27 protein-coding genes, 5 pseudogenes and 1 riboswitch are annotated in these 25962 nt (G+C 33.8%); of the genes and pseudogenes, 14 read left to right on the top strand and 18 right to left on the bottom strand.

Annotated features, from left to right (window positions below; genetic code table 11):
• Positions 1–564: 564 nt before the first annotated feature.
• Together VF726_RS22035 and VF726_RS22040 are read right to left on the bottom strand one after the other, a co-directional pair.
• On the bottom strand, positions 565–5862 hold the full coding sequence (locus VF726_RS22035) for a SpaA isopeptide-forming pilin-related protein (protein ID WP_440172521.1): 5298 nt from the start codon (positions 5860–5862) through the stop codon (positions 565–567).
• Positions 5863–5921: 59 nt separating this feature from the next.
• A riboswitch (cyclic di-GMP riboswitch) is annotated at positions 5922–6014 on the bottom strand.
• Between the two features lie 161 nt (positions 6015–6175).
• Complete coding sequence (locus tag VF726_RS22040; RefSeq protein ID WP_440172132.1) at positions 6176–6712, bottom strand: TetR/AcrR family transcriptional regulator; 537 nt, start codon at positions 6710–6712, stop codon at positions 6176–6178.
• 331 nt (positions 6713–7043) lie between these two features.
• Between VF726_RS22040 and VF726_RS22045 the strand changes: the two genes are divergently transcribed.
• A complete protein-coding gene (locus VF726_RS22045; protein WP_440172135.1) occupies positions 7044–7427 on the top strand; it encodes a hypothetical protein in 384 nt (127 codons plus the stop codon).
• Positions 7428–7501: 74 nt separating this feature from the next.
• Here VF726_RS22045 and VF726_RS22050 read toward each other — a convergent pair whose 3' ends face one another.
• The 9 genes from VF726_RS22050 to VF726_RS22090 all read right to left on the bottom strand — a co-directional run bounded on the left by VF726_RS22050 (position 7502) and on the right by VF726_RS22090 (position 13690).
• Entirely contained in the window at positions 7502–7768 is a 267-nt protein-coding gene (locus tag VF726_RS22050; protein ID WP_440172137.1) for a CPCC family cysteine-rich protein, read from the bottom strand.
• Between the two features lie 20 nt (positions 7769–7788).
• Positions 7789–8208: a hypothetical protein gene (locus VF726_RS22055; protein WP_440172139.1), complete on the bottom strand. Its 420-nt coding sequence runs from the start codon at positions 8206–8208 to the stop codon at positions 7789–7791.
• Positions 8209–8376: 168 nt separating this feature from the next.
• A complete protein-coding gene (locus VF726_RS22060; RefSeq protein WP_098130013.1) occupies positions 8377–9030 on the bottom strand; it encodes a DUF975 family protein in 654 nt (217 codons plus the stop codon).
• A gap of 190 nt (positions 9031–9220) precedes the next feature.
• A complete protein-coding gene (locus VF726_RS22065) occupies positions 9221–10672 on the bottom strand; it encodes a PH domain-containing protein (RefSeq protein ID WP_440172142.1) in 1452 nt (483 codons plus the stop codon).
• Complete coding sequence (locus tag VF726_RS22070; RefSeq protein ID WP_000371356.1) at positions 10665–11141, bottom strand: PH domain-containing protein; 477 nt, start codon at positions 11139–11141, stop codon at positions 10665–10667. Before VF726_RS22070 ends, VF726_RS22065 begins: the two co-directional genes overlap by 8 nt.
• Before the next feature lie 79 nt (positions 11142–11220).
• A complete protein-coding gene (locus VF726_RS22075; protein WP_063546726.1) occupies positions 11221–11388 on the bottom strand; it encodes a hypothetical protein in 168 nt (55 codons plus the stop codon).
• A 2-nt stretch (positions 11389–11390) separates the two neighbouring features.
• Positions 11391–11972 (bottom strand): TetR/AcrR family transcriptional regulator, encoded by a 582-nt coding sequence (locus VF726_RS22080; protein ID WP_042515605.1) that lies wholly within the window; start codon positions 11970–11972, stop codon positions 11391–11393.
• Positions 11973–12173: 201 nt separating this feature from the next.
• A complete protein-coding gene (locus VF726_RS22085; RefSeq protein ID WP_440172146.1) occupies positions 12174–12470 on the bottom strand; it encodes a hypothetical protein in 297 nt (98 codons plus the stop codon).
• Between the two features lie 14 nt (positions 12471–12484).
• Complete coding sequence (locus tag VF726_RS22090; protein ID WP_440172523.1) at positions 12485–13690, bottom strand: lipase family protein; 1206 nt, start codon at positions 13688–13690, stop codon at positions 12485–12487.
• A 114-nt stretch (positions 13691–13804) separates the two neighbouring features.
• Between VF726_RS22090 and VF726_RS22095 the strand changes: the two genes are divergently transcribed.
• From VF726_RS22095 to VF726_RS22105, 3 genes are all read left to right on the top strand, one after another.
• Positions 13805–14131 carry a hypothetical protein gene (locus VF726_RS22095; protein WP_000511535.1) on the top strand — a complete coding sequence of 109 codons (327 nt, stop codon included), beginning with the start codon at positions 13805–13807 and terminating at the stop codon, positions 14129–14131.
• Between the two features lie 220 nt (positions 14132–14351).
• Positions 14352–14681, top strand: coding sequence for a DUF1433 domain-containing protein (locus VF726_RS22100; protein WP_103627462.1), 330 nt, complete (start codon positions 14352–14354; stop codon positions 14679–14681).
• Between the two features lie 110 nt (positions 14682–14791).
• Positions 14792–15112, top strand: a complete 321-nt coding sequence (locus VF726_RS22105) for a hypothetical protein (protein ID WP_103627463.1) — start codon at positions 14792–14794, stop codon at positions 15110–15112.
• A 130-nt stretch (positions 15113–15242) separates the two neighbouring features.
• Here VF726_RS22105 and VF726_RS22110 read toward each other — a convergent pair.
• Positions 15243–15568 (bottom strand): annotated as a pseudogene (locus tag VF726_RS22110) (lipase family protein); the annotation flags it as partial.
• A 48-nt stretch (positions 15569–15616) separates the two neighbouring features.
• Here VF726_RS22110 and VF726_RS22115 point away from each other — a divergent pair.
• Positions 15617–15919 (top strand): hypothetical protein, encoded by a 303-nt coding sequence (locus VF726_RS22115; RefSeq protein ID WP_440172150.1) that lies wholly within the window; start codon positions 15617–15619, stop codon positions 15917–15919.
• Positions 15920–16156: 237 nt separating this feature from the next.
• Complete coding sequence (locus VF726_RS22120) at positions 16157–16468, top strand: hypothetical protein (RefSeq protein WP_327977914.1); 312 nt, start codon at positions 16157–16159, stop codon at positions 16466–16468.
• A gap of 139 nt (positions 16469–16607) precedes the next feature.
• On the opposite strand, the pseudogene VF726_RS22125 reads toward VF726_RS22120, so the two are convergent.
• Positions 16608–16807, bottom strand: a pseudogene (locus VF726_RS22125) (peptide ABC transporter substrate-binding protein); the annotation flags it as partial.
• A 229-nt stretch (positions 16808–17036) separates the two neighbouring features.
• Here VF726_RS22125 and VF726_RS22130 point away from each other — a divergent pair.
• On the top strand, positions 17037–17297 hold the full coding sequence (locus VF726_RS22130) for a hypothetical protein (protein ID WP_001060877.1): 261 nt from the start codon (positions 17037–17039) through the stop codon (positions 17295–17297).
• Between the two features lie 55 nt (positions 17298–17352).
• On the opposite strand, the pseudogene VF726_RS22135 reads toward VF726_RS22130, so the two are convergent.
• Positions 17353–17648, bottom strand: a pseudogene (locus tag VF726_RS22135) (lipase family protein); the annotation flags it as partial.
• A gap of 114 nt (positions 17649–17762) precedes the next feature.
• Here VF726_RS22135 and VF726_RS22140 point away from each other — a divergent pair.
• A pseudogene (locus VF726_RS22140) lies at positions 17763–18087 on the top strand (DUF1433 domain-containing protein).
• Between the two features lie 464 nt (positions 18088–18551).
• A pseudogene (locus VF726_RS22145) lies at positions 18552–18638 on the top strand (DUF1433 domain-containing protein); the annotation flags it as partial.
• A gap of 117 nt (positions 18639–18755) precedes the next feature.
• On the opposite strand, the gene ecsC reads toward VF726_RS22145, so the two are convergent.
• The 3 genes from ecsC to ecsA are packed head-to-tail and all read right to left on the bottom strand — an operon-like array spanning position 18756 to position 21424.
• Positions 18756–19463 (bottom strand): ecs operon protein EcsC, encoded by a 708-nt coding sequence (gene ecsC, locus VF726_RS22150; RefSeq protein ID WP_000634125.1) that lies wholly within the window; start codon positions 19461–19463, stop codon positions 18756–18758.
• 13 nt (positions 19464–19476) lie between these two features.
• Positions 19477–20688 carry an ABC transporter permease EcsB gene (ecsB, locus tag VF726_RS22155; RefSeq protein WP_440172152.1) on the bottom strand — a complete coding sequence of 404 codons (1212 nt, stop codon included), beginning with the start codon at positions 20686–20688 and terminating at the stop codon, positions 19477–19479.
• The gene (gene ecsA / locus VF726_RS22160; RefSeq protein WP_001292603.1) at positions 20681–21424 is read right to left on the bottom strand and encodes an ABC transporter ATP-binding protein EcsA; all 744 of its coding nucleotides are present in this window, start codon (positions 21422–21424) and stop codon (positions 20681–20683) included. The genes ecsB and ecsA overlap by 8 nt, the downstream gene beginning before the upstream one ends.
• A 559-nt stretch (positions 21425–21983) precedes the next feature.
• Between ecsA and VF726_RS22165 the strand changes: the two genes are divergently transcribed.
• From VF726_RS22165 to VF726_RS22175, 3 genes are all read left to right on the top strand, one after another.
• Positions 21984–22418: an HIT family protein gene (locus tag VF726_RS22165; protein WP_001016840.1), complete on the top strand. Its 435-nt coding sequence runs from the start codon at positions 21984–21986 to the stop codon at positions 22416–22418.
• A gap of 185 nt (positions 22419–22603) precedes the next feature.
• Complete coding sequence (locus VF726_RS22170; RefSeq protein ID WP_440172155.1) at positions 22604–22966, top strand: YtxH domain-containing protein; 363 nt, start codon at positions 22604–22606, stop codon at positions 22964–22966.
• A 298-nt stretch (positions 22967–23264) separates the two neighbouring features.
• Complete coding sequence (locus VF726_RS22175) at positions 23265–23822, top strand: HTH-type transcriptional regulator Hpr (protein ID WP_000834923.1); 558 nt, start codon at positions 23265–23267, stop codon at positions 23820–23822.
• A 5-nt stretch (positions 23823–23827) separates the two neighbouring features.
• On the opposite strand, the gene VF726_RS22180 is transcribed toward VF726_RS22175, so the two are convergent.
• Entirely contained in the window at positions 23828–24163 is a 336-nt protein-coding gene (locus tag VF726_RS22180; RefSeq protein WP_000383646.1) for a DUF1878 family protein, read from the bottom strand.
• A 118-nt stretch (positions 24164–24281) separates the two neighbouring features.
• Between VF726_RS22180 and VF726_RS22185 the strand changes: the two genes are divergently transcribed.
• Both VF726_RS22185 and prsA read left to right on the top strand, forming a co-directional pair.
• Positions 24282–24476: a hypothetical protein gene (locus VF726_RS22185; RefSeq protein ID WP_000172690.1), complete on the top strand. Its 195-nt coding sequence runs from the start codon at positions 24282–24284 to the stop codon at positions 24474–24476.
• A 424-nt stretch (positions 24477–24900) separates the two neighbouring features.
• Positions 24901–25764 carry a peptidylprolyl isomerase PrsA gene (prsA, locus tag VF726_RS22190; protein ID WP_440172161.1) on the top strand — a complete coding sequence of 288 codons (864 nt, stop codon included), beginning with the start codon at positions 24901–24903 and terminating at the stop codon, positions 25762–25764.
• Positions 25765–25962 lie beyond the last annotated feature (198 nt).

Below are 25962 nucleotides of genomic sequence, written 5' to 3' on the forward strand. Positions count from 1 at the left end.
CTCTCACCAGGCTCTTTACTACACACACTCTTATACACATAGAAAAACTATTTTTAGGTTGCTATTTTTTAGCTTTACATATTTTCGTAACATAAATAAAAACAAAAGAAAACAAAACGTAACATAAGTTACCGTTTGTAACTTTTATGTAACACAAATGTAACATAAGGGTTTTAAATATACAATAGTTTTTTTTACATTATTTTCCCCTATCTACATTTTAAGGTGCTAATACTGTACTAAAACGAGTTTCATCTCCCGTCTGCTATTGGACTATCATCCTTTGAGTACTTTAGGAAATAGACTTCTTTCCTAAAGTACTCAAATTAATTACAAAGATAACTCTTTTTTCATCCAAACATTGCGAAGGCCTTTAATCTTTTTACTTTCACATTACATACATATAGCTAAATTTTTTGATATAACTGCATTAAGGAAATAGGACGAACTTTGTCTTCCTTTTTGTTTTTATTTGTATCGAGTTCTTTTGCTAAACACCTTTTTATGTAAAAGAAAACAAAAAAAGGTATCCTCAAATACTTTGAGGATACCTTTTCACTTTTATTATCTCTGCTGTTTTCTACCTAATACGAGCAATCCAAAACTCATCATGATAAGAAGTGCTCCCATATATGGTTCCACAGGCATTTTCTGTCCTGTCTTCGGTAATTCTTTTTCAGGTTTTTCTGGATTCATCTTTTCTGGTTTTCCTGGATCTGGTGCTCCAGGTTTTTCTGGATTCGGTGTTCCAGGTTTCTCCGAATTTGGTGTTCCAGGTTTCTCTGGATCCGTTGTTTCTGGCTTCTCTGGATCCGTTGTTTCTGGTTTCTCTGGATCCGTTGTTTCTGGTTTCTCTGGATCCGTTGTTTCTGGTTTCTCTGGATCCGTTGTTTCTGGTTTCTCTGGATCTGTTGTTTCTGGTTTCTCTGGATCCGTTGTTTCTGGCTTCTCTGGATCTGTTGTTTCTGGTTTCTCTGGATCCGTTGTTTCTGGTTTCTCTGGATCCGTTGTTTCTGGTTTCTCTGGATCCGTTGTTTCTGGTTTCTCTGGATCCGTTGTTTCTGGTTTCTCTGGGCCTGGTGGTGCTAAAGAGGTCAGTTTGTTTAATACTTCTAATTGAACTGAGCTTATCATCCCTTTTGTAATTTCAAATGGAATTGGATTAGTTAATTTTTCATAACCTTTTGGTGCTTCTACTTCTACAAGTGTGTAGTTACCTACAGATAAGTCTGAGACTTTCGCTTTTCCTTCTTTATCTGTTGTTACTTTCGTTACTACTTTGCCCTTTTCGTCATGAACTTCAAACACTGCCCCTGATAATACATTCTTACTTTCAGCAGCCATTTTTGTAATTTCTACTGAGCCTTTGTCTAACTGCTCATTCTCTACTGTTAGTGATAAAACTTCTATCATACCTTTTTTGATTTCGAATGATACTGATTCTGTTAGTTTTTTGTAACCTGGTAAGCTTTCCGTTTCTACTAATTTGTATTTTCCTACTGATAGATCTGAAACTTTCGCTTTCCCTTCTTTATCTGTTGTTACTTTCGTTACTACTTTGCCTTTTTCATCCTGCACTTCAAAGACTACGCCTTCTAATGCTTTCTGACTATCTTTATCTACTTTTGTAATTTCTACTGAACCTTTATCTAACTGTTCATTCTCTACTTTTAGTGATAAGACTTCTGTCATACCTTTTTTAATTTCAAACGATACTGATTCTGTTAGTTTTTTGTAGCCTGGTAAATTTTCTACTTCTACTAATTTGTAACTCCCTACAGATAGGTCTGAAATGTTTGCTTTTCCTTCCTTATCTGTTGTCACTTTCATTACTACTTTTCCTTTTTCATCTTGCACTTCAAAGACTACGCCTTCTAATGCTTTCTGACTATCTTTATCTACTTTTGTAATTTCTACTGAACCTTTATCTAACTGTTCATTCTCTACTGTTAGTGATAAAACTTCTGTCATACCTTTTTTAATTTCAAACGATACTGGTTTCGCTAGTTTTTTATATCCTGGTAAGCTTTCTACCTCTACTAGCTTATATTTCCCTACTGATAAATCTGCAACGTTTGCTTTTCCTTCTTTATTTGTCGTTACTTTTGTTACTACTTTATCTTTTTCATCTTGCACTTCGAATGTTACGCCCGCTAATACTGCGCCACTTTCTTTGTCCACTTTTGTAATCTCTACTGAACCTTTATCTAACAGTTCGTTCTCTACTGTTAAAGCAAGAGGTTTTGTCATGCCTTTTTCAATTTGGAAAATAATCGGATCTACTAATTTTTTATATCCTTTTGGTGCCTTTACTTCTACTAACTTGTATGTGCCAACTGATAAATTAGTAACTTGTGCTTGACCTTTTTTATCTGTCGTTATTTTAGCGACTACTTGTCCTGCTTCATCTTGAATATCAAAGACTGCATCAGCTAAAGCACCCTTATTTTCTTTATCTACTTTTGTAATTTCTACATTTCCTGTATCCACTAATTCATTTTCGACTGTTAGCTTTAACGCTGTTACTCTACCCTTTTCAATTTCGAATGAAATTGGTTTTTCAAGTGGTTTGTATCCTGCTGGTGTTTCTACCTCCACCAACTCATACTTCCCGATAGATAAATCTGAAACGTTTGCTTTTCCTTCTTTATCTGTTGTTACTTTTTTAACTACTTTTCCTTTTGAATCACGTACTTCAAATACAACATTTTCTAATGGCACTTTACTATCTTTATCTATTTTTGTTATCTCTACATTCCCTGTATCCACCATTTCATTTTCTACTTTTAATGATAGAACTTCGGTCATGCCTTTTTTGATTTCAAATGATACTGGTTTTTCTAGCTTTTTATAACCTGGTAAACTTTCTACCTCTACTAATTCATACTTTCCTACAGGTAAATCTGAAACATTTGCTTTTCCATCTTTATCTGTCGTTACTTTTTTAACTTCATTACCCTTTTCATCTTGGACGATGAATGTTACTCCCGCTAGCGGTGCTTTATTATCTTTATCTACCTTTGTTATCTCTACATTTCCCGTATCTACCATTTCATTTTCTATTTTTAATGATAAGATCTCGGTCATGCCTTTTGTAATTTCAAACGATACCGGCTCTATTAATTTCTTATAACCTGGTAAACTTTCTTTTTCTACTAATTTATACTTTCCTACTGATAAATTAGCAATTGTTGCTTTTCCATCTTTATCTGTTGTTACTTCTTTTACTACTTTATCTTTTTCATCTCGTACTTCGAAAACTACGCCTTTTAATGCTTTCTGGCTGTCTTTATCTACTTTTGTAATTTCTACTGAACCTTTATCTAGCTGTTCATTCTCTACTTCCACTGATAGGACTTTCGTCATACCTTTTTTAATTTCAAATGATACTGGTTCTGTTAGTTTTTTGTAACCTGGTAAGCTTTCCGTTTCTACTAATTCATATTTTCCTACTGATAGATCTGAAACTTTCGCTTTCCCGTCTTTATCTGTTGTTACTTTTCTTACTACTTTTCCTTTTGAATCACGTACCTCAAATACAACATCTTTTAATGGTGCTTTACTATCTTTATCTACTTTTGTAATTTCTACTGAGCCTTTGTCTAACTGCTCATTTTCTATTTTTATTGATAAAGCTTTTGTCATACCTTTTTTAATTTCAAATGGTACTGGTTCTGTTAGCTTTTTGTAACCTGGTAAGCTTTTCGTCTCTACTAATTTGTACTTTCCTACTGATAGATCTGAAACGTTTGCTTTTCCATCTTTATCTGTTACTACTTTTCTTACTACTCCATCTTTCTCATCTTGGACTTCAAATTCGACACCGGCTAATACTGCCCCGTTTTCTTTGTCTACTTTTGTAATTTCTATATTACCTTTGTCTACCATTGCATTTTCCACTTGTATTGGGAATATGCCGTCCCCTGTTACGTTTACTTCGAACTCTGTTTCTTTTAATTGGTATCCTTCAGGCGCTTTCGTTTCTTTTAAAATATATTTTCCTGGTGCTAACGGTTTAGAGATTGCCTTACCATCTTTATCTGTAACAATATGTTCGATTACTACAGCGTCTTTTACTATATCAAACTCTGCATTTGCTAATGGTTTTTCACCATTTTCCGAATCAATTTTCTTTACTTCAATTTGACCCTTTTGCATAGTATTTTTAATTTCAATTGTTTTTGTTTCTCCAGCTTGAAGTGTAACCTCTACTGGACTTGTTAATTTTTGATATCCTTCTGGCGCTACTGTTTCATAAACTTTATACGTCCCAGGAGCTAAAGTTTGAGGTACTGAAAAACCTTTTTCGTCCGTTTTCAGTTTTGCAACAACTTCATCTGCACTATTTCGAACTTCAAATTCGGCACCTTTTAACCCTTTGTTCGGATTCTCAGAATCTATTTTATGAATCGATACTGTACCGTCTTTTGGGGCTTCAGGCGGCGTAACAGTTACTTCTTTTGATGTTAATGTTTCATCATCAAAATGTAATTCCGCTTTATTAGGAATCTTCTTATCTACGTAAGAAGATAAATCTGCATTAGCTTTAATTTTCGCCTTAATACCGAGGTTAATTACCTGGTCTTCATATGATTTATAGTCAAAATTCTCACCAAACGTAAATGTTACTTCACTTCTTTGTTTATCTATATTTAACGTTCCTTTAGAAGTAATATCTTGGCCATTTTGATCATACACTTTTGCCTCTAATACTTCTAAGACATCTTCTAAATCATCACTAATTATCATTGACGTATAATTAGGCGGTTCTTTCGGTATATGTGTACCAACTTGGTATTGAATAGCTTGATCGATTTGTGTTAACTGCTGATTCTCTACAAGTTTACCATTCTCATCAACTATATTTTTTTCAATGCTAGGTGGATTATCGTCACCTGAACCGGTTCCTCCCCCACCACTTACGAATACTTCTCCAACTTTTTCTTCAGTTACAATATTTTTACCTTCTAATTTCACAGTATTTTTATGAGGCTTTGCAGCAGGATTAGTAATTTTTGTTTTGTATCTTAAAATATAACCTTTTGAACTGTCCGGAAATTCAATTGTAAATCCAGCTTTCGTTGCATTAATTTTAATTTTAGATAAATCTGCTGGCTTAATATTTGTTGCTGCATAGCCATCTTCAAAGACAGCCTCTTCTAATACTAAACTATCTGTAATTAATTCATGCCCAGGTCCCAATGTGTCTGTTAATTTAAGATCTTGCATTTCTGTTCCAGTTGCATTTACATATACAAGCCAATCAGCAATGGACGGATCTTCTTGATTATAAGAACCCCATTTCAATAAATTATCTGTATTGGGCTGCGGCTTCGGTCTCTCTGTCGTATTATTTACACTTACTTCTTTATTTACGATTTGACCATCCACGTTAAATTCTAATGGGATTTTTTTAACACCATCATATGCTTCTAGACCAAAGTAGAATTCCACGAATAAAGAACCTTTAACGTTATTCTTTCCTTCTACGTAATCACCCATCGTACATGTCAATACACCCTTTTTCATCTCACATGTACCAACTATTTTCCCTTCAGCATCTTTTAAAGGAAAACTCATATTCATAAGGTCTTTTCGAAACTCTTTTGGCATATCAATTGTGAATTGATCTCCACTTTTTATTTTTTCTTTAGCTGACCACTTCACTTCTACTTTCATGCCATCCGAGGCTTGATATGGTTCAGATGTCGTGCCATCAGTACGGGAAACATTAATTTCATCCACTGGACTTTTCATCACAGCAGCTTGAATAACTGGGGCCCACACATTTAGCACTGAAAATAATACTAGAAAAACTAATGAAACCATTGAAATATGTCTTTTATTACTTTTCATTTGTATAATTCCCTCCTATTTTTTATATTTATACAACAAAAAAAGACCGTCCGGTTGCATCAAAAATGTGCAACCAGACGATCTTAGTAACCAATATGTATTACCGTAGACTCTAAGCTTTGCGACCTATCCTTTCGAATAGTGTGCTAAAAATATCTTTTATTCTTTTTTTGTTTCATTTTCCTCTTAACCCAAATATTACTATACCGTCTGGACGGTTATAATTCAACACTTTGTATAATTGTTCTATTTTTCTAACAAAAAAAATAATTCACCACTACATTAAATAAGTAATGGTGAATTATATAGTTCGTATATACTATTTATATGAATTATTAATAAGAACTTGAATCACTTTTTCTCTTAATTCGGGGCTTAGTCTCCCAACCCCTAAATATTCCGAATACCATAATCCATCTGCTGCTAATCTAATAATTGTGGCACAAACCGAATCTATCTCATCATTTTCTATTTTATGTTGCAGTTGCTGAAATGATTGTTGTAACGGTTCAAGTAATTCAGGTTTTAGCATTAATGCTGCCATCATACTACTCCCCAGCTCTTCTACTCTTCTCTCATTACTTAATCTTTCCTCTACAAAAGAACGTACCCACCTTCCTTTCTTCTCTAAGTCTTCCGCTACTTTATTGTGAATAGCGTCTTGACACTCCTCCGTCCCTTTGAGTATCATACCCTCTATTAAAGCTTCTTTAGTTGAAAAGTGATACAACAATCCACCTTTACTTATCCCCGCCTCTTTTGCTACCGCTTCTAAGGTTAATTTAACAACCCCTTTACATTGGACAATTTGAGAAGCAGCTGCTAAAATCTTTTGCCGTGTTATACTTATACTCATTCCTTTTTAAAACCCCATTTCTACTAAATTTATATAAATACGTATCTTATTTTTAATATCGCTGAGTAATAATAGACATTTTCTTAATACAACAAAAGCTTCATCGCCTTTGAATTGTTCGTTGCTTCTTCTATTAAAAATTTCCATATCATTCAATATGATAACATTAAATATACAAAGTTGACTATACATCTATACTTTTATGTTCGTTGAAAATATATCCATAAACACGAAATGTATAAAAATTGATTATCCTTATATATCTAATCTATAATTTAAAGAGGTTTATATTTTCATAAAAATAAAGTGAAATTTTATAAGGATGATTCCATTGAAAAAATTTTCTATTAGTTATTTAATATGCTTACTGGTTTTTTCTATCATTGTGAACGTTTTACAGTATACACGCGTTCCAAATTATGCAGATTCATGGGGGCCGATTTGGGTATCTATTATTATGTTTTCAATTCTTGGAAGCATCCCTGTTCTTATCGGTTGTTTAATAGGTGAATTTTGTTATAGAAAAATAAAAGGAAGTCACGAATTAAAAATTGGTATTCCTTTATTTACATTGTTAGGTATTTCCTACAATCATTTCTTCTTTATGTGGTTTAACAACAGAGATTTTCTATCCTTTTATTTAGAAGCTTTTCTGGAAACAGGCCTTCCTATTACTGTATCATCTTTACTGTTTTATCTTGTAAGACGGCGTTAATTCTTTATTCACTACATAAAAAAATGTTATTACTCCTGTTTACATCGAGTAATAACATTTTTATTTCAAGCTATTTAACAAATTTGCTTCCAACTAGCATCCTTCACATCTTCACTAGTCGGCTTTCTAACTGATTTCACAAAACATTCATCACAAGCACCAAATGCAATGAAGTTTTTCTGTGCTTGTCTTAACGAGACTTCATTTGCCCCGCCTTCATAGTCAGGGTCATTAAACTGAACCCCATCATCTTCCCAATAACATATGCTGCAAATTTCATATGTACCCGGCGGTTCTTCTTCTATTGTTCTATACCCGCAGCATGGACATGTATATTTCATTCTGTCACTCCATCATTCATTTATTTTTTCTCCCATATATTCCGGCCCATAAAGAATGTACCAGCGCAAATCATAGTTATTACCATGAAAGTAGTATTAGAATCTTCATATGTAGTTGGAATTCCAACCGTTACGGAAACAATAGTAAAAGCTAAAAGTAAATATAATAATAAAGATATAATATAGCTTAGTTTAAATCGTAAAATGATAAATCTAAACAATAGTTCACCAAGTAGACAGCCACCTAAAATGATAGGTACTCCAAAATACAATGTAAGGACTCCCATTTGCGCAGTAGATTGAATTATTTTACCAAGTAAGTTCGGCGAAACCAGCTCACTATTGTTTCCCATCCTATCATATAAATCAAGTGCCGTTGCTGAAATAAAGAAACTTAATATAGAAAATGAATACGGTATTAAAAATTTGCTCACTCTCATTCACCTCGCTTTTCCTTCCACATATATTATTCATTATTTTCACATTAAAAAATAGCCCTCTATGCTAAAACATAGAGGGCGGAATTCTATACCTTATCCTGAAGTAATCCCCGTAAACAGAACATCTAAAATATCTTTGCCCTATATTCTTTAGGGGCCAGGTGGTTATTAGAAATTAGTATCTTCTTTTTTATAATATTCTTTTGAAATCTCTTCATAAAATGCAGCTGATGTCGTGTAGAAATATGGTACTAACCATAAGAAACCGATTCCTAAAGTAAGAATACTTAAAATGAACCAACCTAAGAAGCTTAAGCATAGTAAAAAGTAATCCATTTTATGTCCATTCATCATACGACGACTTTCAGTAATCGCTTGATTCGCTGTATATTCTGGGTGATCATTCAAAATAAAATATGTCATAGAATAAGAAAATGATTTAATAATACCTGGAATAATAAGAAGTAATGTCCATAGAATTAAGTACACATTCATTAGTAAATATGTTAAAAACGATTTCATAAACTTACTTCCATCGTTAAACCATCTAAATATATGACCAATACGAGCATTAGTCCCACGAATTACATTTAAAACAAAATAAGAAGCACCCACTGTTAACGGACCGATAATAAACATTGCAATAATAGTTACCGTAAGCGACTCATTTGCTTCTTCCCAGCCCCAAAACATCGAGAAAATACCTGTGGTTAGCATTTCAACAGCCCCAATAAGGATTCCGACTAATAAGGTTGCCCCTACCGCTAATCCCCATTTTCCTTTTAATGCATCAAGTGCTTCTCTTTTTAACTGACTTATCATATATAGCCTCCTAATATTTTTTCTATATTAGTATACCATTTATATCAAAAATTCCACAGATTTCCCTGAAATAGAAGTATACTACTTTTTTGATATATGTGCGCTGTAGCTATACTAATATATGGATTAAGCCCCTCATTTTCCTATAATAAAAAAAGCCTGCCTTTCATAATAGGCAAGCTTTTTCAAGTTAATCCTCACTTAATTCCTTCTTATACCAATCCTGCATTCTCCCCGCATCTTCTACTCTCGTATGCTCTAATTTATAATTCGATGATGCGTTAGAGAACTTATACGTACATAAACTTGCACGGCGCTGGAAATAGGATTGTGTCTTTTCCATTGATTGGACGTGTCTTCTTCTAACAAGTCCTGTATATTTTCCGACGCTGCGATATACAAGCGTAATTTGCTCTCCGTTTACACTGTAACCATTTGTTTTAAATGTTGCGTATCCAAGTATAAAGATGAGAATCGCGAGCGGAATTAATGCCCACATGATGAAGTACTTTTCAGAGTATATACTTATTCCAATAAGCGGGATTGCTAGCATTGCGAAGAATATAAAACTATCAATTAAGTAACGACGCAATGCTGATTTTGGTAATGAAATAATGTTTGTATTCAGTTCGTATGGTAATTGTAAATGTGCGAGTAACTGTTGTACACGATCTTTTCGAATGATAGGATGCAGTGTAACTTTTTCTTTTTCGTCACCCAGTCCTTTACTTTGAATGACTTCTACTTGCACAGCGCAATAACCGAATGGCTGACGTAAAATACTTTCTTTTATCGTAATACCTTGAATACGGTGCAATTTTAGGACGAGTTCTTTTTTCTCAAGTAATCCTTGCGAAATGCGGACTTCATCATTCCTTCGATTCACCGTGAAATCTCCATGTTTTAGCGCATAACCGATTGTCGATATAATCCACGAAAGGACAATCAAAATGGCTACCATGAAAATCAAGCCATATATATCGTGGTCCATTACATACGACTTTACGCCATTCTCGATCCATTTCGGAATGTACTCATCTACTTGATGATATACGAAAAAGATTAATGAGAATAATAGTCCAAACTGACCAGATGTAACAGATGCTAGTAAAATTTCTTTCCAAGTTAATTTATATTCTGTCGATTGTTTCTCTTCTGTAACGATTTGTTTTTCTTCTGTATTTTCTACTGCTTCGTCTAACGTTTCTTCTGCTTTCACTTCTGGAGTTGGCTCATTTAGCAAAGTAATAAGCTCTGTTGCCTCTTCTACTGTAATACCAGCTAAGCTAACTTCTGCATCGTCGCCCCCACCAGCTGTTTCGATTTGAATTTTCTTTAAGCCAAGAATTTGATATAACACGTTAGAACTTGTATTAATTGTTTGCACACGTTCTTTATTTAAGTAGCTCTCCTTCTTCACAAAGAGCCCTTGTTTCACATGTAATACGTTATTTTCAACCCAATACGTTGTGTAATACCATTTTTCAAACGCTGAAAAGACGGTGAGTAAACCGAATGCAGCGGGAATTAAATACCAAAACGGGAATTTTCCGTTTAAACTAAACATGAAAATAATGAGTGGTACAAAGTCTGTTATTTTCAACTCTAATAACATCGTGATCGGATGCTGCCTCTTATACATCCTCATCACTCACTTTCGCCAATTCTGCGATTTTCGTTTTCAACATTTCTGCTTCATACATCGTTAAGCCTGGGATGCTGTGAGAAGTTGCCGCTGTAGAAATATGTAATTCTGCTAAACCATATTTTCTCATAATCGGTCCTTGTTCAATCGTCACGTGCTGTACACGAATCATCGGTACTAATACGCGCTTTACGACGAAAAGACCGTGCTGAATTTCAAGTTCTTCTTCATTTAGTTGGTAGCTGTAATAACGTTGACGTAGTTTTGGGAATAAGAAGTACGAAAATGGCGCGAATGCAACTGTTAGCCCAATCATCACATACAAAATCCATGCCCACCAATCAAACTTTATCATGAGGAAAAGGTAAGCTAAAATGACGAGAATACCGATCCCTTCTTCAATTACAGCACGAACTTTCCACACCTTGACCATGTCAGGATGAATTTCATTTTTCAATGGATCCATGTAACCACTCCAAATCTAGTAATCTAATATATGAATAGTCTCAATCTATATTTTACATAACTTTACAGAAAATTGTAATTTAATCTTCTTTCTTCTCCGGAATAAAATATCCGAACCAAAGTAGCCAAATGAAACCTATTAGTTTCATCCAACTTCCATCCGCTTGAAAAACTTCAATCATACCTGGAATTTTATACACTCCAATAAATCCAAGAAAACCGAGCCACCAGTTTTTTTTCATTTTCACTTTTATTCCTCCTTCATGACGTTTTTCACATTTCGAATCCAAATTTCTTTATACTTTAACTGGAATCCCATGAGCATGTAATTACTCATATTATCGATCACAAGCGCTAGCGTATGAGCGTTTTCTTCCGTTGCATCTTGTGACACAACGCCTAGTCCCGCGCCTTTCTTCAATAGATCGTGGAAACCATTTAAAAACTCTTCTTGTATTTCAAATAAGCGTTTCTGATACTTTTCATTTCGCGCCGCAGTTACGATAAATTCATTTATGACACGTAGTATTCCTTCTTGTCCTTCATACTCAGAGAGCATATGTAAACCATCTGCGATTAACTTTTCTGCAAAATTTCCTCTTGTATATTGCTCTTTATCAAAATAACTCACGAAATGATATCCAGAAAAAACTTCTTCAAATAAAAAGTCCACTAACGCTTCTTTAGAAGAAAAATGATAATAAATAGCCGGTTTTGAAATACCTACCTCTTTCGCAATCATGGAAAGGCTCATCTTCTCAATGCCGTGCTCTGCCATGAGTTTAAATGATGCCTCGACAATGTTTTGCGATGTTTGTAAATTCTTTGTCATACTGTACCTCACTTATTTTTACTTACCGGTCGGTAAATAAATTGTAAAATAAAAAATCATCGTTTGCAAGTTTGATTCAAACCTGTATATTACTTTTTCAATCTACATTACGGATCTAGGATCATATTCCTTAATAATGACTACAATAATCTTGAATCCAGTTAAACTACAAAAAGCACCTTTGTGAGTGCTTCTTGTAATTTAATATTTAGGACCCATATAATCATAGCTTTGGTCCAGCGCTTTTAATAAATCAATCGCACCCTTTAACTCTCTTTTATCAGACTCTAATTCTTCCATCCTTCTTTCGATATCTTTTTTAAAAGATTCTAAATGGCTAATGGCTTTTTTCCCTACTCCAAGTTGCGACCAGCTTGAAAGAAGTAAATTATGTACATTACTTACAACTCTTTTATTATGATTTAAGTCTTGAATCATATGGTCAAATTGTTGTAAAGCTTGGTTCAATGCTTCTTCATTTAAGTAAATTCTCGGCATCTTAATCTTCTCCCTTAATATTGTTGATCCGTCTTCTTATAATCATCGGCTTTCTTCTCAATAAAATCTGAAATTTCCGTCGCTGTTCGTATGTACCAAAAACTTAAATGCTCTACATGTGCACGTATATTATTTACTTTAGCTTCTACCCGTCTACTTTCAGCCGTTTCTAATAATGTCATCATATTAGAAATTAACCTCGGTACTCTATCTTGAAATTCTTGTGCGTTTCGCTTCATATCTCTTACAGCTTGTTCTAAATTCTCTACCACTACACGAATCTCTCCCCCGCCTAATAACGCGCCTGGTGAATCATAAACTCTTTCATTCGTGTCTACATTTAACAAGTATTTATTGGATAAAGACCCATTCTCTCCAAACCGGAAGTTTTGATCTGTTTGATAATGATAACCAGGGCCACTTATCGAATTTAAAAATCGAGTAACCTCCATCCCAAGCTTTTGCTGTAATGATAGCTTTGACATTTCTTCTTTCGAAATTGGTGGGGTTACCGCATAAGTCGATCCTATATGACTTTCATATGCACCAAATGGTCCATAGCCAATTGAATCATTTCCGTGAACAACACTTACAATTCTATTATTAAACTCGCCATTATTTGCTCTTTCTTGTAAATCAGGCGGTAACAAATGTTTTGCACTCGGCGCATTCCATGACATACATCTTACATTATCATTAGATGCCGCTGCATACTCCGCTAAAGCTCCCCCTAACGAATGACCCGTCGTATATATCTCCACATCATCTCTGTCCTTATATGTATCCGTTACTTGTTTCACGACCCTTTCAGCTTGTTCGAATTGATTATGTGTTTCCCAGCGCTGATTCTCTTCATTCCAATATTTCTTTGAACCTTCATTCTCAGTCCCTGCTACAGGAGGTGCTGCTGGTTCATGAACACCTTCTCGTAATACAAAATGATTCGTATCCGTTTTTAAATCCTTCATACCTTCCCCTGGCTTCATCGGAATGCCTAGAGAGTTTTTCTCTATAATTTTATCTCCTTCTGTTCCTCGGAAAGCTACCATAACTTGCTTTTTCCCATCGACATCTCGTTCAAAGACTACTGCGTCCATTCCGGTTTGTTTGTCGTGGAATGTTTCTCCTACTTTCCATGTTTGTAATGTTTCTTTATTCCTATTTTTCACTGTAATTTCGCTTCCCAGCTCTTCATCTGTCATATATGCATCTTGAGCCATTCGATAATAACTTATATCTAATAATTGTTCCGACCCTTTATTCTCCAAAGTATTCCCCTCCTAGATGATTTAGTATATTCTTAATAATAAGAATAACATTTTCGGAGGATATATATGGGGATAAAAATTAAAAAATATACCTTCTTAACTTTATTTATCCTGTTAACTACAATGATTGGAGGGTGTAACATGGGACAAAATGAAAAAGAACAACAAATAGTTAATAAAGCAACAGAAACTACCATTCAGTATTTCAAAGAAAAAGAAAATTTAGAAGTGACTATTACGAATCATCGATTTCCTTCTAATGACATCGAAACTATTTTTATAACTGGTCATATCAAAGATGATACAAATAAGAAATTTACTACTTCAATTGATTATAAAGATGATTATAATATCGGTTCTATCTCTACCACTAATTTCAGCCTAAAACACTGAATAGACAATCTGAAATTTTCCTTTTAAACATTAATCATTAGAACAAAAAGACATCCTAAATGTGTGATTAGGATGTCTTTTTTATAAAACAAATCAATTCCTATTTGGATAAACGAAAAAAGGTTTCATCTGTATTTTTATTATTTTCTTTCAAAACACTCCCTCCTTGTAAAAAAATGATATATCCTAATAACTGGGACAACATCATTGGAGGGAGAAAATGGTTATCAAATTCAAAAAAATTAGTTTTTATTTCCTTTTAATCTTAGTATTTGCTACTTTAGGAGGGTGTACAATAAATCCAAAGAATGATAAACAACAAATCATTAATAAAGCAACAGAAACTACCATTCAGTATTTCAAAAAAACAGAAGGCTTAGATGTAACAATTACTGATCAAGAATTTGGACCAAAAGACTTTCAAACTATCTCTATATCAGGCTATGTGACTAATGATAAAACGAAAGAATTTACCGCTTCAGTTGAATACGCAAATAATTATCATATCGGCGCTATTTCAACCACCAAAAATTTAGAGCTTAAAAACTAATAATCGGGGCACTTTAGAGTGCCTTTTCTTTATGCTTCACCACACAATGTTCAGTGAATATAAAATTTATTGCAGAGGAATATAACGCACTATTAACGGAGTGATTATTCGTGAAAAAATATAGTATAAGGTTATTCATTATTTTTACACTTATCCTTTTAGGAGGATGTACTATAGATCAAAAGAATGAGGAACAACAAATTGTTAATAAAGCAAAAGAAACAACCATTCAATATTTTAAAGAAAAACATAATTTAGATGTAGTAATTACAGGGCATAGCTTTCCTCCAAATGATTTTCAAACTGTATTTATAGATGGTTATGTTAAAGATGATAAAAGTAAAGAATTCTCAGTAGATGTAGAATTTGGTGATGGGGACTATAGGGTAGGTTCTATATCTCGTTCTGAAAACTTTAAATTAAATTATTAATAATAAATCTAAAAAAATTTAATAATATTTAAGATTAATATAATATATAGGGCTTGGTTACCAAGTCTATCAAAGACACTTTATGGTGTCTTTTTTATGTAAAATATTTTAGCGTATAAATTTTCTTATTAACAAAATGATTTATATCTGTTTTTAAATCCTTCATACCTTCCCTGGCTTCATCGGAATGCCTAAAGAGTTTTTCTCTATAATTTTATCCCCTTCTGTCCCTCGGAAATCTACCATAACTTGCTTTTCCCTATTTATATCTCGTCCAAAGACCACTGCGTTCATTCCGGTTTGTTTGTCGTGGAATGTTTCTCTTACTTTCCATGTTTGTAAAACTTTTTTTTGATCTGTATAATCCTTTATCTCATAATTTTTACCTAAATCATTCCTATATGCTCCCTTTGCCAAATCATAATAAATTCGATCTAAAACTGCACTCTCTTTCATTCTTTTACTCCTATAATAAATAGTTTATTATTAGGAGAGGGTGATTTTTTGAAAAAAAAGGGATTTTTGTTAATAATAATTATATTTTTTATTGGAGGGTTTATGTATGTAAACAAACAAAAGAACAATGAAGAAATAGCATTAAAAGAAAAAGCGACAAAGATCGCAATCCAACATTTTAAAGAGGATAAAAAACTAGATGTTACAGTGACAAAAGTCGAATTCGGCCCTGCAGATTTTGGAGTAATTTTTGTATCGGGTCATGTAACCAATAATCCACATCGTAAAATAACTGCAGATATAAATTATAGAGATAAATATAAGGTTGAAAGTATTAGTTATGATGACTGAAAATAATATGAAAATACAATATATTTTTGTTGGGCATTCATATTAATTCTAATTATTTCATGTGTATATAAAGGCTAGGATGACTATTCAATCAGCCTGACTTCTAACATTAAAAACTTAAAAACTAATAACCTTTTACTTTAGAGTCCCGTTTCTTTATACCCATCCACACCATATTCTGTGGATATACAATTTAGTTAAGAGGAATATAACGCAACATTCGTGGAGTGATTATTCGTGAAAAAATGTGATATAAGATTATTCTTTATTTTTACACTTATCCTTTTAGGAGGATGTACTATAAATCAAAAGAATGAGGAACAACAAATAGTTGAAAAAGCAAATGAAACAGCCATTCAATATTTTAAGGAAAAAGAAAATCTAGATGTAGTAATTACTGGATATGAATTTGCTCCGAGTGATTTTCAAACTGTTTTTATAAAAGGACATGTTAAAGACGATAAAACTCAAGCATTTACAGTGCATGTCGAATATGGAGATAGTGATTATAGAGTCACTTCTAGAACATATTCTGAAAGTCTAGAATGAAAAAACTAGGTCATTAGATACTCACTAGAGTTTCTTTTTTATGGACTAGTTAAAAAAGAGCCTCCTTAGAGGCTCTTTTTAGTTACCATCATACCGCAATGTCATTTCATTATTTAACTTCAGTCCATTTAAAATTAAATTATCCCTCAAAATCATTCGTCACAAGCCCTTTAATAGACGAGCGTTATAAGTATGAGCGTCCCGTTTGATAGAAAGGAGCTACTGCACCATCTTCTAACAAGATTTTTTCCGCCTGTATCATCGCTTCCCAACATGCTTTTTCATCACCAAATAAATCAGTTTTCCCTTATGAATTAGTTCATCAATTACCTTTGTTGTCGGTGACCTCAATACTGTTTCCTAAATTCTCATCACCACGATAAGCAAACCTTGACAGCTGATAATAACTAGAATCTAAAACTTTATCATTTTCCTTCAAAACATCCCCACTACCAGATAATTTAATATATTCTAAATATAAAATAACATTAATGGAGGGATTTTGATTGAAAAAAATGGTATAAGATTATTCATTATCCTTACACTTATCCTTTTAGGAGGATGCAGTATGAATAATAAAACAAATGAGGAAAAAGAAATAGTAGCAAAGGCAGAAGAGGTAACCATTAAATATTTTAAAGAAAGAGAGGAGCTAGATGTAGTAATTACAGGACATGAGTTCTCCCCCAATGATTTTCAAACTGTATTTATAGATGGACATGTTAAAGGAGATAAAAGCAAAACGTTTGGAGTAGGTGTAGAATATGGGGGTGGAGAGTATAATATAAGTTCTAGATCATACTCTAAAAATCTAAAATTAAAAGAATAATCATTAGACACTCACTAGAGTGTCTTTTTTACGTAAAATATTTTAGCATATGAAATTTTTTCTTAACAAAATGACTTGTATCTGTTTTTAAATCCTTCATACCTTCCTTGGCTTCATCGAAATGCCTAAAGAGTTTTTCTCTATAATTTTATCCCCTTCTGTTCCTCGGAAAGCTACCATAACTTGCTTTTTCCCATCGGCATCTCGTTCAAAGACTACTGCATCCATTCCGGTTTGTTTGTCGTGGAATGTTTCACGGACCTTCCATGTTTGTAAATTATCATCATTCGCATTATTCACTGTAATTTCATTTCTTAACTCTTTATCTGATTTATACGCATCTTTAGCCATTCGATAAAAGCTTAAATCTAACACTTCTTGTGTATTTTTGCTATCCAAAATATTCCCCCCCTCGGGATATTTAGTATATTCTAAATTATAGAACAACATTAACGGAGGGTAAACATGAGAATTAAAATCCGAAAATTTACCTTTTTTGTCTTTTTTATCTTTGTAAGTACAATAATTGGGGGATGTAATATGCAGGAAAATAATAAAAAAAAAACAAATAGTAGATAAAGCAACAGAAAAAACAATTAATTACTTTAAAGAGAAACAAAATTTAGATGTAACTATTACTGATTACAGGTTCCCTTCTAATGATCTAGAATCAGTCTTCATAACTGGTCATATCAAAGATGATGAAAGCAAGGAATTCACTGCTACAATAGATTACAATAATAATTATAATGTTGGTTCTGTTTCAACGAATTTTTCTCTAAAAAAATAATACAATATGGATAAAAAAATGAGGAAATAGCATTAAAAAAAAAAGCGACAAAGATCGCAATCCAACATTTTAAAGAAGATAAAAAGCTAGGTGTCACAGTGACAAGAGTGGAATCCGCCCCCTCAGATTTTTGGGTGATTTTTGTATCAGGTCATGTAACAAATAATCCAAACCGTAAAATAACTGCAGATATAAATTATAAAAATAAGGTTAAAAGTATTAGTTATGATGACTGAAATTAATATGAAAATAAAGTATATTTTTGTTGGCCCTTTATATTAATTCCAATTATTTCATATGTATATAAAGGATGAGATCAATATTCAATAAGCTCAACTTCTAACGTTAAAAATTTAGAAGCAATGTATCAAACTTTTGGGCACCTAACAATAAGGTGTCTATTTTTATTTTCAAAAGGAGCCCCTCAAATAATTCTTAAAAACCTAGATTGATTTGAACCTATTAAAACATTCTCGGCAGATGTTGAATACGCTAATGATTATCACATCGGTTCCATTTCCACATCTGAAGGTTTTGATTTAAAACAATAAATCTAACGGTTTCATTTCAACATAACTATTTAAGTTTGCTTCTTTCATTCAGGAGTGTTCCTTATAAGAAAGAAAAAATAAAAAGCATCCTAAATCACAATTTAGGATGCTTTCTTGTTAATCCTTATTCAATAATCGCATACGATAACAATTCATCGTTACTTCTCCAAGTCGTTGCAGTAATTGATAGTTTGCATATGCGCCGACCGGGGCACCGATTATTGGTACGAGCTGAAGCATTTTTGCTAAATCGATATAGTCTCGGTACTCTGTTTGGAACTTTTCCCAGTCCATATGATTTTCTTCTTCTGTATCCCACGTTTCAATTGCTTTCCATATTTCTTTTCGGTGGTCGTCACTTGAAAAGGCAAGTTGGAAAACGTGAAGGATAAAAAGGCGCTCTTCTTTGTCGCTCGTGTCAAATCCGTACAGTGTTGCTGCATCGAATAAAAATTTAATTTTAATGCCGAGTAAAAGCGGAAAGTCAGCAAGGCCAAGGAGAATACCGCCAGCTCCCGTCCCTGCTCCTTCTGCCGCTGCTATTTTTTTGTACTCATCCATTTTTTTACGTACTTCGTCGTCTCTTCTTTGCAATGACCAGTTCGTCTCTTTTAATTTTGGCTTTATGAAGTTTGATCCGGCACTAATCGTTTGCACCATCATCCGAATCGTTTCCGTTAATACTTTTTGCACTTTCGCCGGAATAAGCTGTTGTACTTTCGTCTGCACTTTCTTAGAGAACCGTGTCATCATAGAAGAATCTTTCATGAATGTAGCTTTCCACTGCTCCAGTTCTTTTATAACCTTTTCTTCATATGTAATCATAGGTTCATTCCCTTCAATTTAAACGCTCAATACGTTTCGCCCCGTATTGATAAACGAAACCGATACTAAATAGTATGCTTACGACTAATAAAATTCCCGTCATCATGAAATCTTTCGTCGCAAGAGCAAATATACCTGTAAATACAACGCTGCCAGTAAGAAGAATTGCATTTAATAAAGTAAGAAAATCTTTCTTCTTCTCTTCTCCCCCGACCGGATACAAATCAAGCCAAATCTTCATGCGGTGATGCTTCCATAAAGTTAATAGCTGATAACCGATTAAGTATAGGAAAATAAGGCTTACGATAAATCGTCCATATAAAAACGGAATGAAGTAAAGAATAACTCCGCCAAGAGCGAGCAGGCGCACATATAAGCCAAAATAGTTACCAGATCGTAAAAACGTTCTCGTATATAAGTATAAATATGTACGCTTTTCACCAATCATTGAAAGAATGAAATCAAGCCATTTTCTCCGTGCTACTCTTTCTTTTAATGCTGGTACATCAACGAACATATTCGCGATGCGGTACAGCAGCATCATCTTCTTACCTTCTTCAGAAATTAAATACTCCCAGTTTAGCGGCTTTCCTTTCACCATTTGATGCAGCATCACAAGGTATAACACCATGAGAAGGACGATTCCGCCAATAAACATAACGGAAGTACGCTCTACAAGGAAGTATACAAATAAGCCGTTTAAAATAAAACGAATGAACCAATCTGCTCTTTGTATATTTTGGTCTGTTAAAAATGACTTTTCCCACGCGACGAATAAGTTCCACGCTTTTACAATGACAAACGCGAGTACAATCCATATGTAAGCCGCTCCAGTTTGCTTCATTTGCTGGAAATATAACGGAGCAAGCGCTGCCGCTACAATTGCGATTATGTATAACTGAATCATAAACGTAAAGAGAAATGCCTTTGTGAAGTAAGGTTTTAACTTTTCTTCAACTGGCAGTAAGTACACGAGGTCTGCTTCTTTCAATAACGTTTGAATCGATCCAGCCGTTAAAACGAGTCCAATTAATACTGCCATCACGAGTGCAGTTTGGAACGAAGGTGTTAACGTTTGTAACCATTGCTGGTAATAATACGCTCCTGCGCCGATGATGAATACGAAAATAAATTTTAAATGATCATTAAATACGTATTTACTATATGTACGAACTTCTTTTAGAAAGTGACGAAATCGTTCTTTCCATAATGCTGTGCTATTCATAATCTTCTTCCTTCGTTAATGCAATATAAATATCGTCTAGCGTTGCACCTGGCATATTAAACTGTGATTGCAGTTCAGATAATGTTCCCTTCGCTCTTACCTCACCTTGATGCAGAATAATGAATGAATCACAATAACGCTCTGCTGTCGCTAAAATATGTGTACTCATTAAAATACCTGCACCGCTCTTTTTCATTTGATCCATCATTTGAAGGAGTGATTGAATTGCTAACGGATCAAGCCCAACGAAAGGTTCGTCCACAATGTAAAGAGATGGCTCCACTAAAAACGCACTCATAATCATTACCTTTTGTTTCATCCCTTTTGAGAAATGAGACGGAAACCATTTTAAACGATTTTTCATACGAAATTCTTGTAATAGTTGTCCTACGCGTTCTTCATATTGTTTTTCATCTACACCGTACGCCATCGCTGTTAACTTCAAATGTTCTTCTAGCGTTAGCTCATCATATAATACTGGTGTTTCTGGGATGAACGAAAAACTAGAACGGTACGCTGTCATGTCGTCACGAATTGTTTTCCCATTAATTGTGACAGTTCCTTTTTTCGGTTCCATTAAACCGATAATATGTTTAATCGTCGTACTTTTACCCGCTCCATTTAAACCGATTAAGCCGACAAGTTCGCCTTTATTAACAGAGAACGAAACATCTTTTAGTACAGGTCGTTTCGTATATCCTCCTGTAACATTTTCTACACGCAATAACTCGCTCATACGACACCACTTTCTTCATTAGTATTCATTCTATATTCATCTTACCAAAAATAGCGCTGTACTACATAGTATCGATGCCTTCAAAAAAAATTTAAATTTGTTCGCATATATTTTTACGAAAGCGGACATCATAATTAGTGAAGAAGGAACACATTGAAAAAGCAACCACCAATTGATGAGTACAACAACATAGTGAAGTCATCATGAAATGGGGTGTCCATGTTGGACAAAGAAATTTACACATAACCAGATCATTTGTTTCATTTTAGAAACGGGGTGTCTCCGAAAGAGCATATACTGTTTTAAAAAATAAACAATTTCCCTTTATAAAGATTGCAATTCATTTCACTTGAAAATGGGGTGTCTACGGCAGAAACTTTAGCCGATTTACCGTGCATTTCTTAAATAAATGAGGTGTCTGCGAAACGTAAATTACGATAATGCTTTTTCAATCCCTCTTCAGAAAACAGGAAGCTGAGTCAGCTTCCTGTTTTTCGTGTTTGTTCTCTTATGTAATTATGGTAAAATACGGCTAAGGATATTCGAAAGGATGAGATCAATGAATCATACAGCGGACAATTGTATTTTTTGTAAAATTATTGACGGGCAAATCCCTTGCTCAAAAGTTTACGAAGATGAACATGTGCTTGCATTTTTAGATATTAGTCAAGTAACAAAAGGACATACTCTTGTTATTCCAAAAGTTCACAAACAAGACATTTTTGCGTTAACGCCAGAAATCGCATCACACATTTTTTCTGTCGTTCCAAAAATCGCAAATGCGATTAAAGCAGAGTTTAATCCAGTTGGCTTTAACCTACTTAACAATAACGGTGAAAAAGCTGGACAAACTGTGTTCCACTTCCACCTTCATTTAATTCCACGCTACGGTGAAAACGATGGTTTCGGTGCTGTTTGGAAATCACATCAAAATGAATACACAATGGAAAATTTACAAAACATCGCAAGTACAATTGCAAATAGTGTGAAATAGTGACACTATAATAAGAAGTAATACATAACAAGCCACTTTCCTAAAGTGATTAAATATTGCACGGCTTGTTTCTTCACTCAAGATGCCAGGGACTGTGCACTGCACACTTTTCTTTCCCTTGTCTTAAAGATATGCATATTTTTTCACATCATGAATACGAACAAAAAATAAGGAGGTTTCCTTTTATGTCAAAAGCTAAATCCTTTATTACAGGTGTCATTTGCGGCGGAGCAGTTGCTGGACTAGCTGTTCTTTTCTCTACTCCTTCTTCAGGTAAAACTATGCGTGGTAAGCTGAAAGAAAAAGGAACTGATATTAAAAAGACTTTAGCTGATATTACAGCTGATACAAAATTATTAAAACGTCAAATCGTTGAAACTGCTTCAGAAGGTAAAGAAGTGTTTCAAGAATTAAAAGACGATATGCAAGATACGCTTTCAAACTGGAAGCAAGACATTTCTCAAAACAAACGACACATTGAACAAGAGATTTTGGATATTCAAAAATCAATTGAGAAACTACAAGAAGCTGTTCCGGAAAAAGCGTAAACAAATTCCTGCTTAGTTTTTTGCATATAACAAATATTTTTTATATAAATTGACCTTAACACGGCATATCACACAGATATGCCGTGTTTTTATGCATTTACAATATATGTTATCACTTAACATGTATGGACAACGCATGTCTTCGCGACTCATAAAACGCTTCCATAGTTATGCATGATTTGTATAGAATGTCATTTTTCCAAAAAATTTTCACAATTCTCACAAAAAGACTTTATTAATTTTTATTTTACTGGCATAATAGATAGTAATGAAAAAGAATGTTAAAGTGGGTGAGTAAATGAAAAGTGGAGAAAAAGATTACTCGGTAAAAGAAGCGATGATTTTCAGCCAACGCATTGCTCAATTATCGAAAGCGTTATGGAAATGTGTAGAGAAAGATTGGCAACAGTGGATCAAGCCTTACGATTTAAACATTAATGAGCATCACATTCTATCAATCGCTTATCATTTAAAAGGGGCTTCTATTTCTGAGATTGCTAAGTTTGGAGTTATGCACGTATCAACGGCGTTTAACTTCTCGAAAAAGCTGGAAGAACGCGGCTATCTTGTATTCTCGAAAAAAGAAGATGATAAACGAAATACGTACATTGAAATTACAGACAAAGGGGAAGAATTACTACTTCGCTTAATGGAGGAGTATAATCCCGAAAATAATTCCGTGTTTAATGGGGCTCTTGCACTTCGTAATTTTTACGGGAAATTCCCAGAAAATATCGAACTGATTGCAATCCTGCGTAATATTTACGGACAAGAATTTATCGATATTTTTGAGAAATCATTAGAAGATATTGATGAGAACTTTATGGAATCCGATCAGAAGTTAGTTAAGAAGTAATCTATTTATTTTTTCGCAATCATGCTTAGGAATTCATTCATAAGCGGCTTAAATAAACCTTGTTTTGCTAGCGCTTCCGCAGTTTCGTGTACTTCGAGCTGATGTGGAAGCGCTTTTTCAAATTGATCTAACAGCGCATCGAACAGAAGAAGCCCTTCTGCTTTCTCCACTACATATTGCTCGTTCAGTATTTCACAAAGATGTAGTATACGTTCAATATCTTTTTTACGAGCTTTTTTCTTTATGATTAAAGAATAAAATGGACACTTTTCTTCATCAATCATTTTAAATAGTAGGTCTACGTAGTATTCAGCTTGTTCTAATCTTCTAACAACGTCCATTTTCTCCCTCTCTTTCTAACACAAAGTCTTCTATTTCTGAATTTTATAACACGAACAAAATATCGTATGATACAATATATAAAGTATATGTATTTTAGCCAAAAGGAGGTCTCGCCTCATGACACTTATAACAGTTGTTTTTGTCGCATTCGCACTTCTTGTTATATTTTACACGAATTTCATGACACATACACTGTGTGAACGAAAACAAATAGCTGCGAGCCGCCAACCCGGTGTCTTTCGGGTTATTAATGTATGTATAACAATTTTATTAATTTCTAGTTATATAGAAATTATATTTCATGGAAAGTGAGGAAGGAAACCCCCTTCCTCACTTTTTTCCTCTATAAGCAAATTATACCTACTATAACCAATAAAATAAACAGTACAAGCAATAAAATAAGTTGAGAATTCATCCCCATCCCCTCCTCTATTCTGTATATGCGGCATATGCCCAATATGGCACACGTTCAAAATCTGACACGATATGGTTAATTTTTCTTTATCAATATGAAATCGAGTCGAAATATGATATATTAAATTTTGTACATATTGCTTATACTATGAAATAAATGACACGCATCTTAACTTTATCCTAAAGCCTCGGTAAGCCCTGTTAAGCGCGCTTTACCAACGTAAAAAGCAAAAGTATCAGTGAGACTTAATCGGGCTCTGATGAACTAAAATTCATTAGGTAGGATAAATTAAAAATACATAATAGTAGGAGTGTTTATCGAATGAAGAAAGCTATGCTTGCCTTAGCCGCAACAAGTGTAATCGCATTATCAGCATGTGGAACATCATCATCAGACAAAATTGTTACATCTAAAGCTGGTGACATTACAAAAGACGAGTTCTACGAGCAAATGAAGACACAAGCTGGTAAACAAGTACTAAACAACATGGTTATGGAAAAAGTACTTATTAAAAACTACAAAGTTGAAGACAAAGAAGTAGACAAAAAGTTCGATGAAATGAAAAAACAATACGGTGATCAATTCGATACACTATTAAAACAACAAGGCATTAAAGAAGAAACGTTAAAAACTGGTGTGCGTGCTCAATTAGCGCAAGAAAAAGCTATCGAGAAAACAATCACTGATAAAGAATTAAAAGATAACTACAAGCCTGAAATTAAAGCAAGCCACATTCTTGTAAAAGATGAAGCGACTGCTAAAAAGGTGAAAGAAGAACTTGGACAAGGTAAATCTTTCGAAGAGTTAGCGAAACAATACTCTGAAGATACTGGTTCAAAAGAAAAAGGTGGCGACTTAGGATTCTTCGGAGCTGGTAAAATGGTTAAAGAATTCGAAGATGCTGCTTATAAACTGAAAAAAGATGAAGTAAGCGAGCCTGTGAAATCACAATTCGGTTACCACATCATTAAAGTAACAGACATTAAAGAACCAGAAAAATCTTTCGAACAATCTAAAGATGACATCAAAAAAGAAATCGTTGCGAAGAAATCACAAGACGGCGAATTCATGAACGATCTTATGATGAAAGAAATCAAAAAAGCTGACGTAAAAGTTGACGATAAAGATTTAAAAGATCTTTTCAAAGAGCAAAAAGCTGATGAAAAGAAAGACGAAAAGAAATAATGAAGTGAATAAAAAGCTTGGGCTTAGCCCGAGCTTTTTTGTATGCCCTCTTTTTGCGGTACATTACGTCTAGATTCGGTAAATGAAATTATATGATTGGTCCTCCGAATAAATTAACCGGGGTTCTAAATTATATCAGCGGTTTTTCAATTATATCGATCGCAACTCTAATTATATCGGCGATTTTTAAAATATATC

Origin of the sequence: Bacillus sp. Brlt_9 (assembly GCF_051948935.1) — a bacterium.
Lineage (GTDB): Bacteria > Bacillota > Bacilli > Bacillales > Bacillaceae_G > Bacillus_A.

Bases quoted from the DNA above. Each gene is read 5' to 3' on its own strand.
- VF726_RS22090 (WP_440172523.1), bottom strand. From the start codon at position 13,690: ATGGCTCAAGATGCATATATGACAGATGAAGAGCTGGGAAGCGAAATT.
- ecsA (WP_001292603.1), bottom strand. From the start codon at position 21,424: ATGAGCGAGTTATTGCGTGTAGAAAATGTTACAGGAGGATATACGAAA.
- VF726_RS22185 (WP_000172690.1), top strand. From the start codon at position 24,282: ATGACACTTATAACAGTTGTTTTTGTCGCATTCGCACTTCTTGTTATA.
- VF726_RS22085 (WP_440172146.1), bottom strand. From the start codon at position 12,470: ATGCCGAGAATTTACTTAAATGAAGAAGCATTGAACCAAGCTTTACAA.
- prsA (WP_440172161.1), top strand. From the start codon at position 24,901: ATGAAGAAAGCTATGCTTGCCTTAGCCGCAACAAGTGTAATCGCATTA.
- VF726_RS22060 (WP_098130013.1), bottom strand. From the start codon at position 9,030: ATGATAAGTCAGTTAAAAAGAGAAGCACTTGATGCATTAAAAGGAAAA.
- VF726_RS22175 (WP_000834923.1), top strand. From the start codon at position 23,265: ATGAAAAGTGGAGAAAAAGATTACTCGGTAAAAGAAGCGATGATTTTC.
- VF726_RS22130 (WP_001060877.1), top strand. From the start codon at position 17,037: ATGAATAATAAAACAAATGAGGAAAAAGAAATAGTAGCAAAGGCAGAA.
- VF726_RS22065 (WP_440172142.1), bottom strand. From the start codon at position 10,672: ATGTATAAGAGGCAGCATCCGATCACGATGTTATTAGAGTTGAAAATA.
- VF726_RS22180 (WP_000383646.1), bottom strand. From the start codon at position 24,163: ATGGACGTTGTTAGAAGATTAGAACAAGCTGAATACTACGTAGACCTA.
- VF726_RS22170 (WP_440172155.1), top strand. From the start codon at position 22,604: ATGTCAAAAGCTAAATCCTTTATTACAGGTGTCATTTGCGGCGGAGCA.
- VF726_RS22040 (WP_440172132.1), bottom strand. From the start codon at position 6,712: ATGAGTATAAGTATAACACGGCAAAAGATTTTAGCAGCTGCTTCTCAA.
- VF726_RS22070 (WP_000371356.1), bottom strand. From the start codon at position 11,141: ATGGATCCATTGAAAAATGAAATTCATCCTGACATGGTCAAGGTGTGG.
- ecsC (WP_000634125.1), bottom strand. From the start codon at position 19,463: ATGATTACATATGAAGAAAAGGTTATAAAAGAACTGGAGCAGTGGAAA.
- VF726_RS22100 (WP_103627462.1), top strand. From the start codon at position 14,352: ATGGTTATCAAATTCAAAAAAATTAGTTTTTATTTCCTTTTAATCTTA.
- VF726_RS22165 (WP_001016840.1), top strand. From the start codon at position 21,984: ATGAATCATACAGCGGACAATTGTATTTTTTGTAAAATTATTGACGGG.
- VF726_RS22055 (WP_440172139.1), bottom strand. From the start codon at position 8,208: ATGAGAGTGAGCAAATTTTTAATACCGTATTCATTTTCTATATTAAGT.
- ecsB (WP_440172152.1), bottom strand. From the start codon at position 20,688: ATGAATAGCACAGCATTATGGAAAGAACGATTTCGTCACTTTCTAAAA.
- VF726_RS22080 (WP_042515605.1), bottom strand. From the start codon at position 11,972: ATGACAAAGAATTTACAAACATCGCAAAACATTGTCGAGGCATCATTT.
- VF726_RS22050 (WP_440172137.1), bottom strand. From the start codon at position 7,768: ATGAAATATACATGTCCATGCTGCGGGTATAGAACAATAGAAGAAGAA.
- VF726_RS22095 (WP_000511535.1), top strand. From the start codon at position 13,805: ATGGGGATAAAAATTAAAAAATATACCTTCTTAACTTTATTTATCCTG.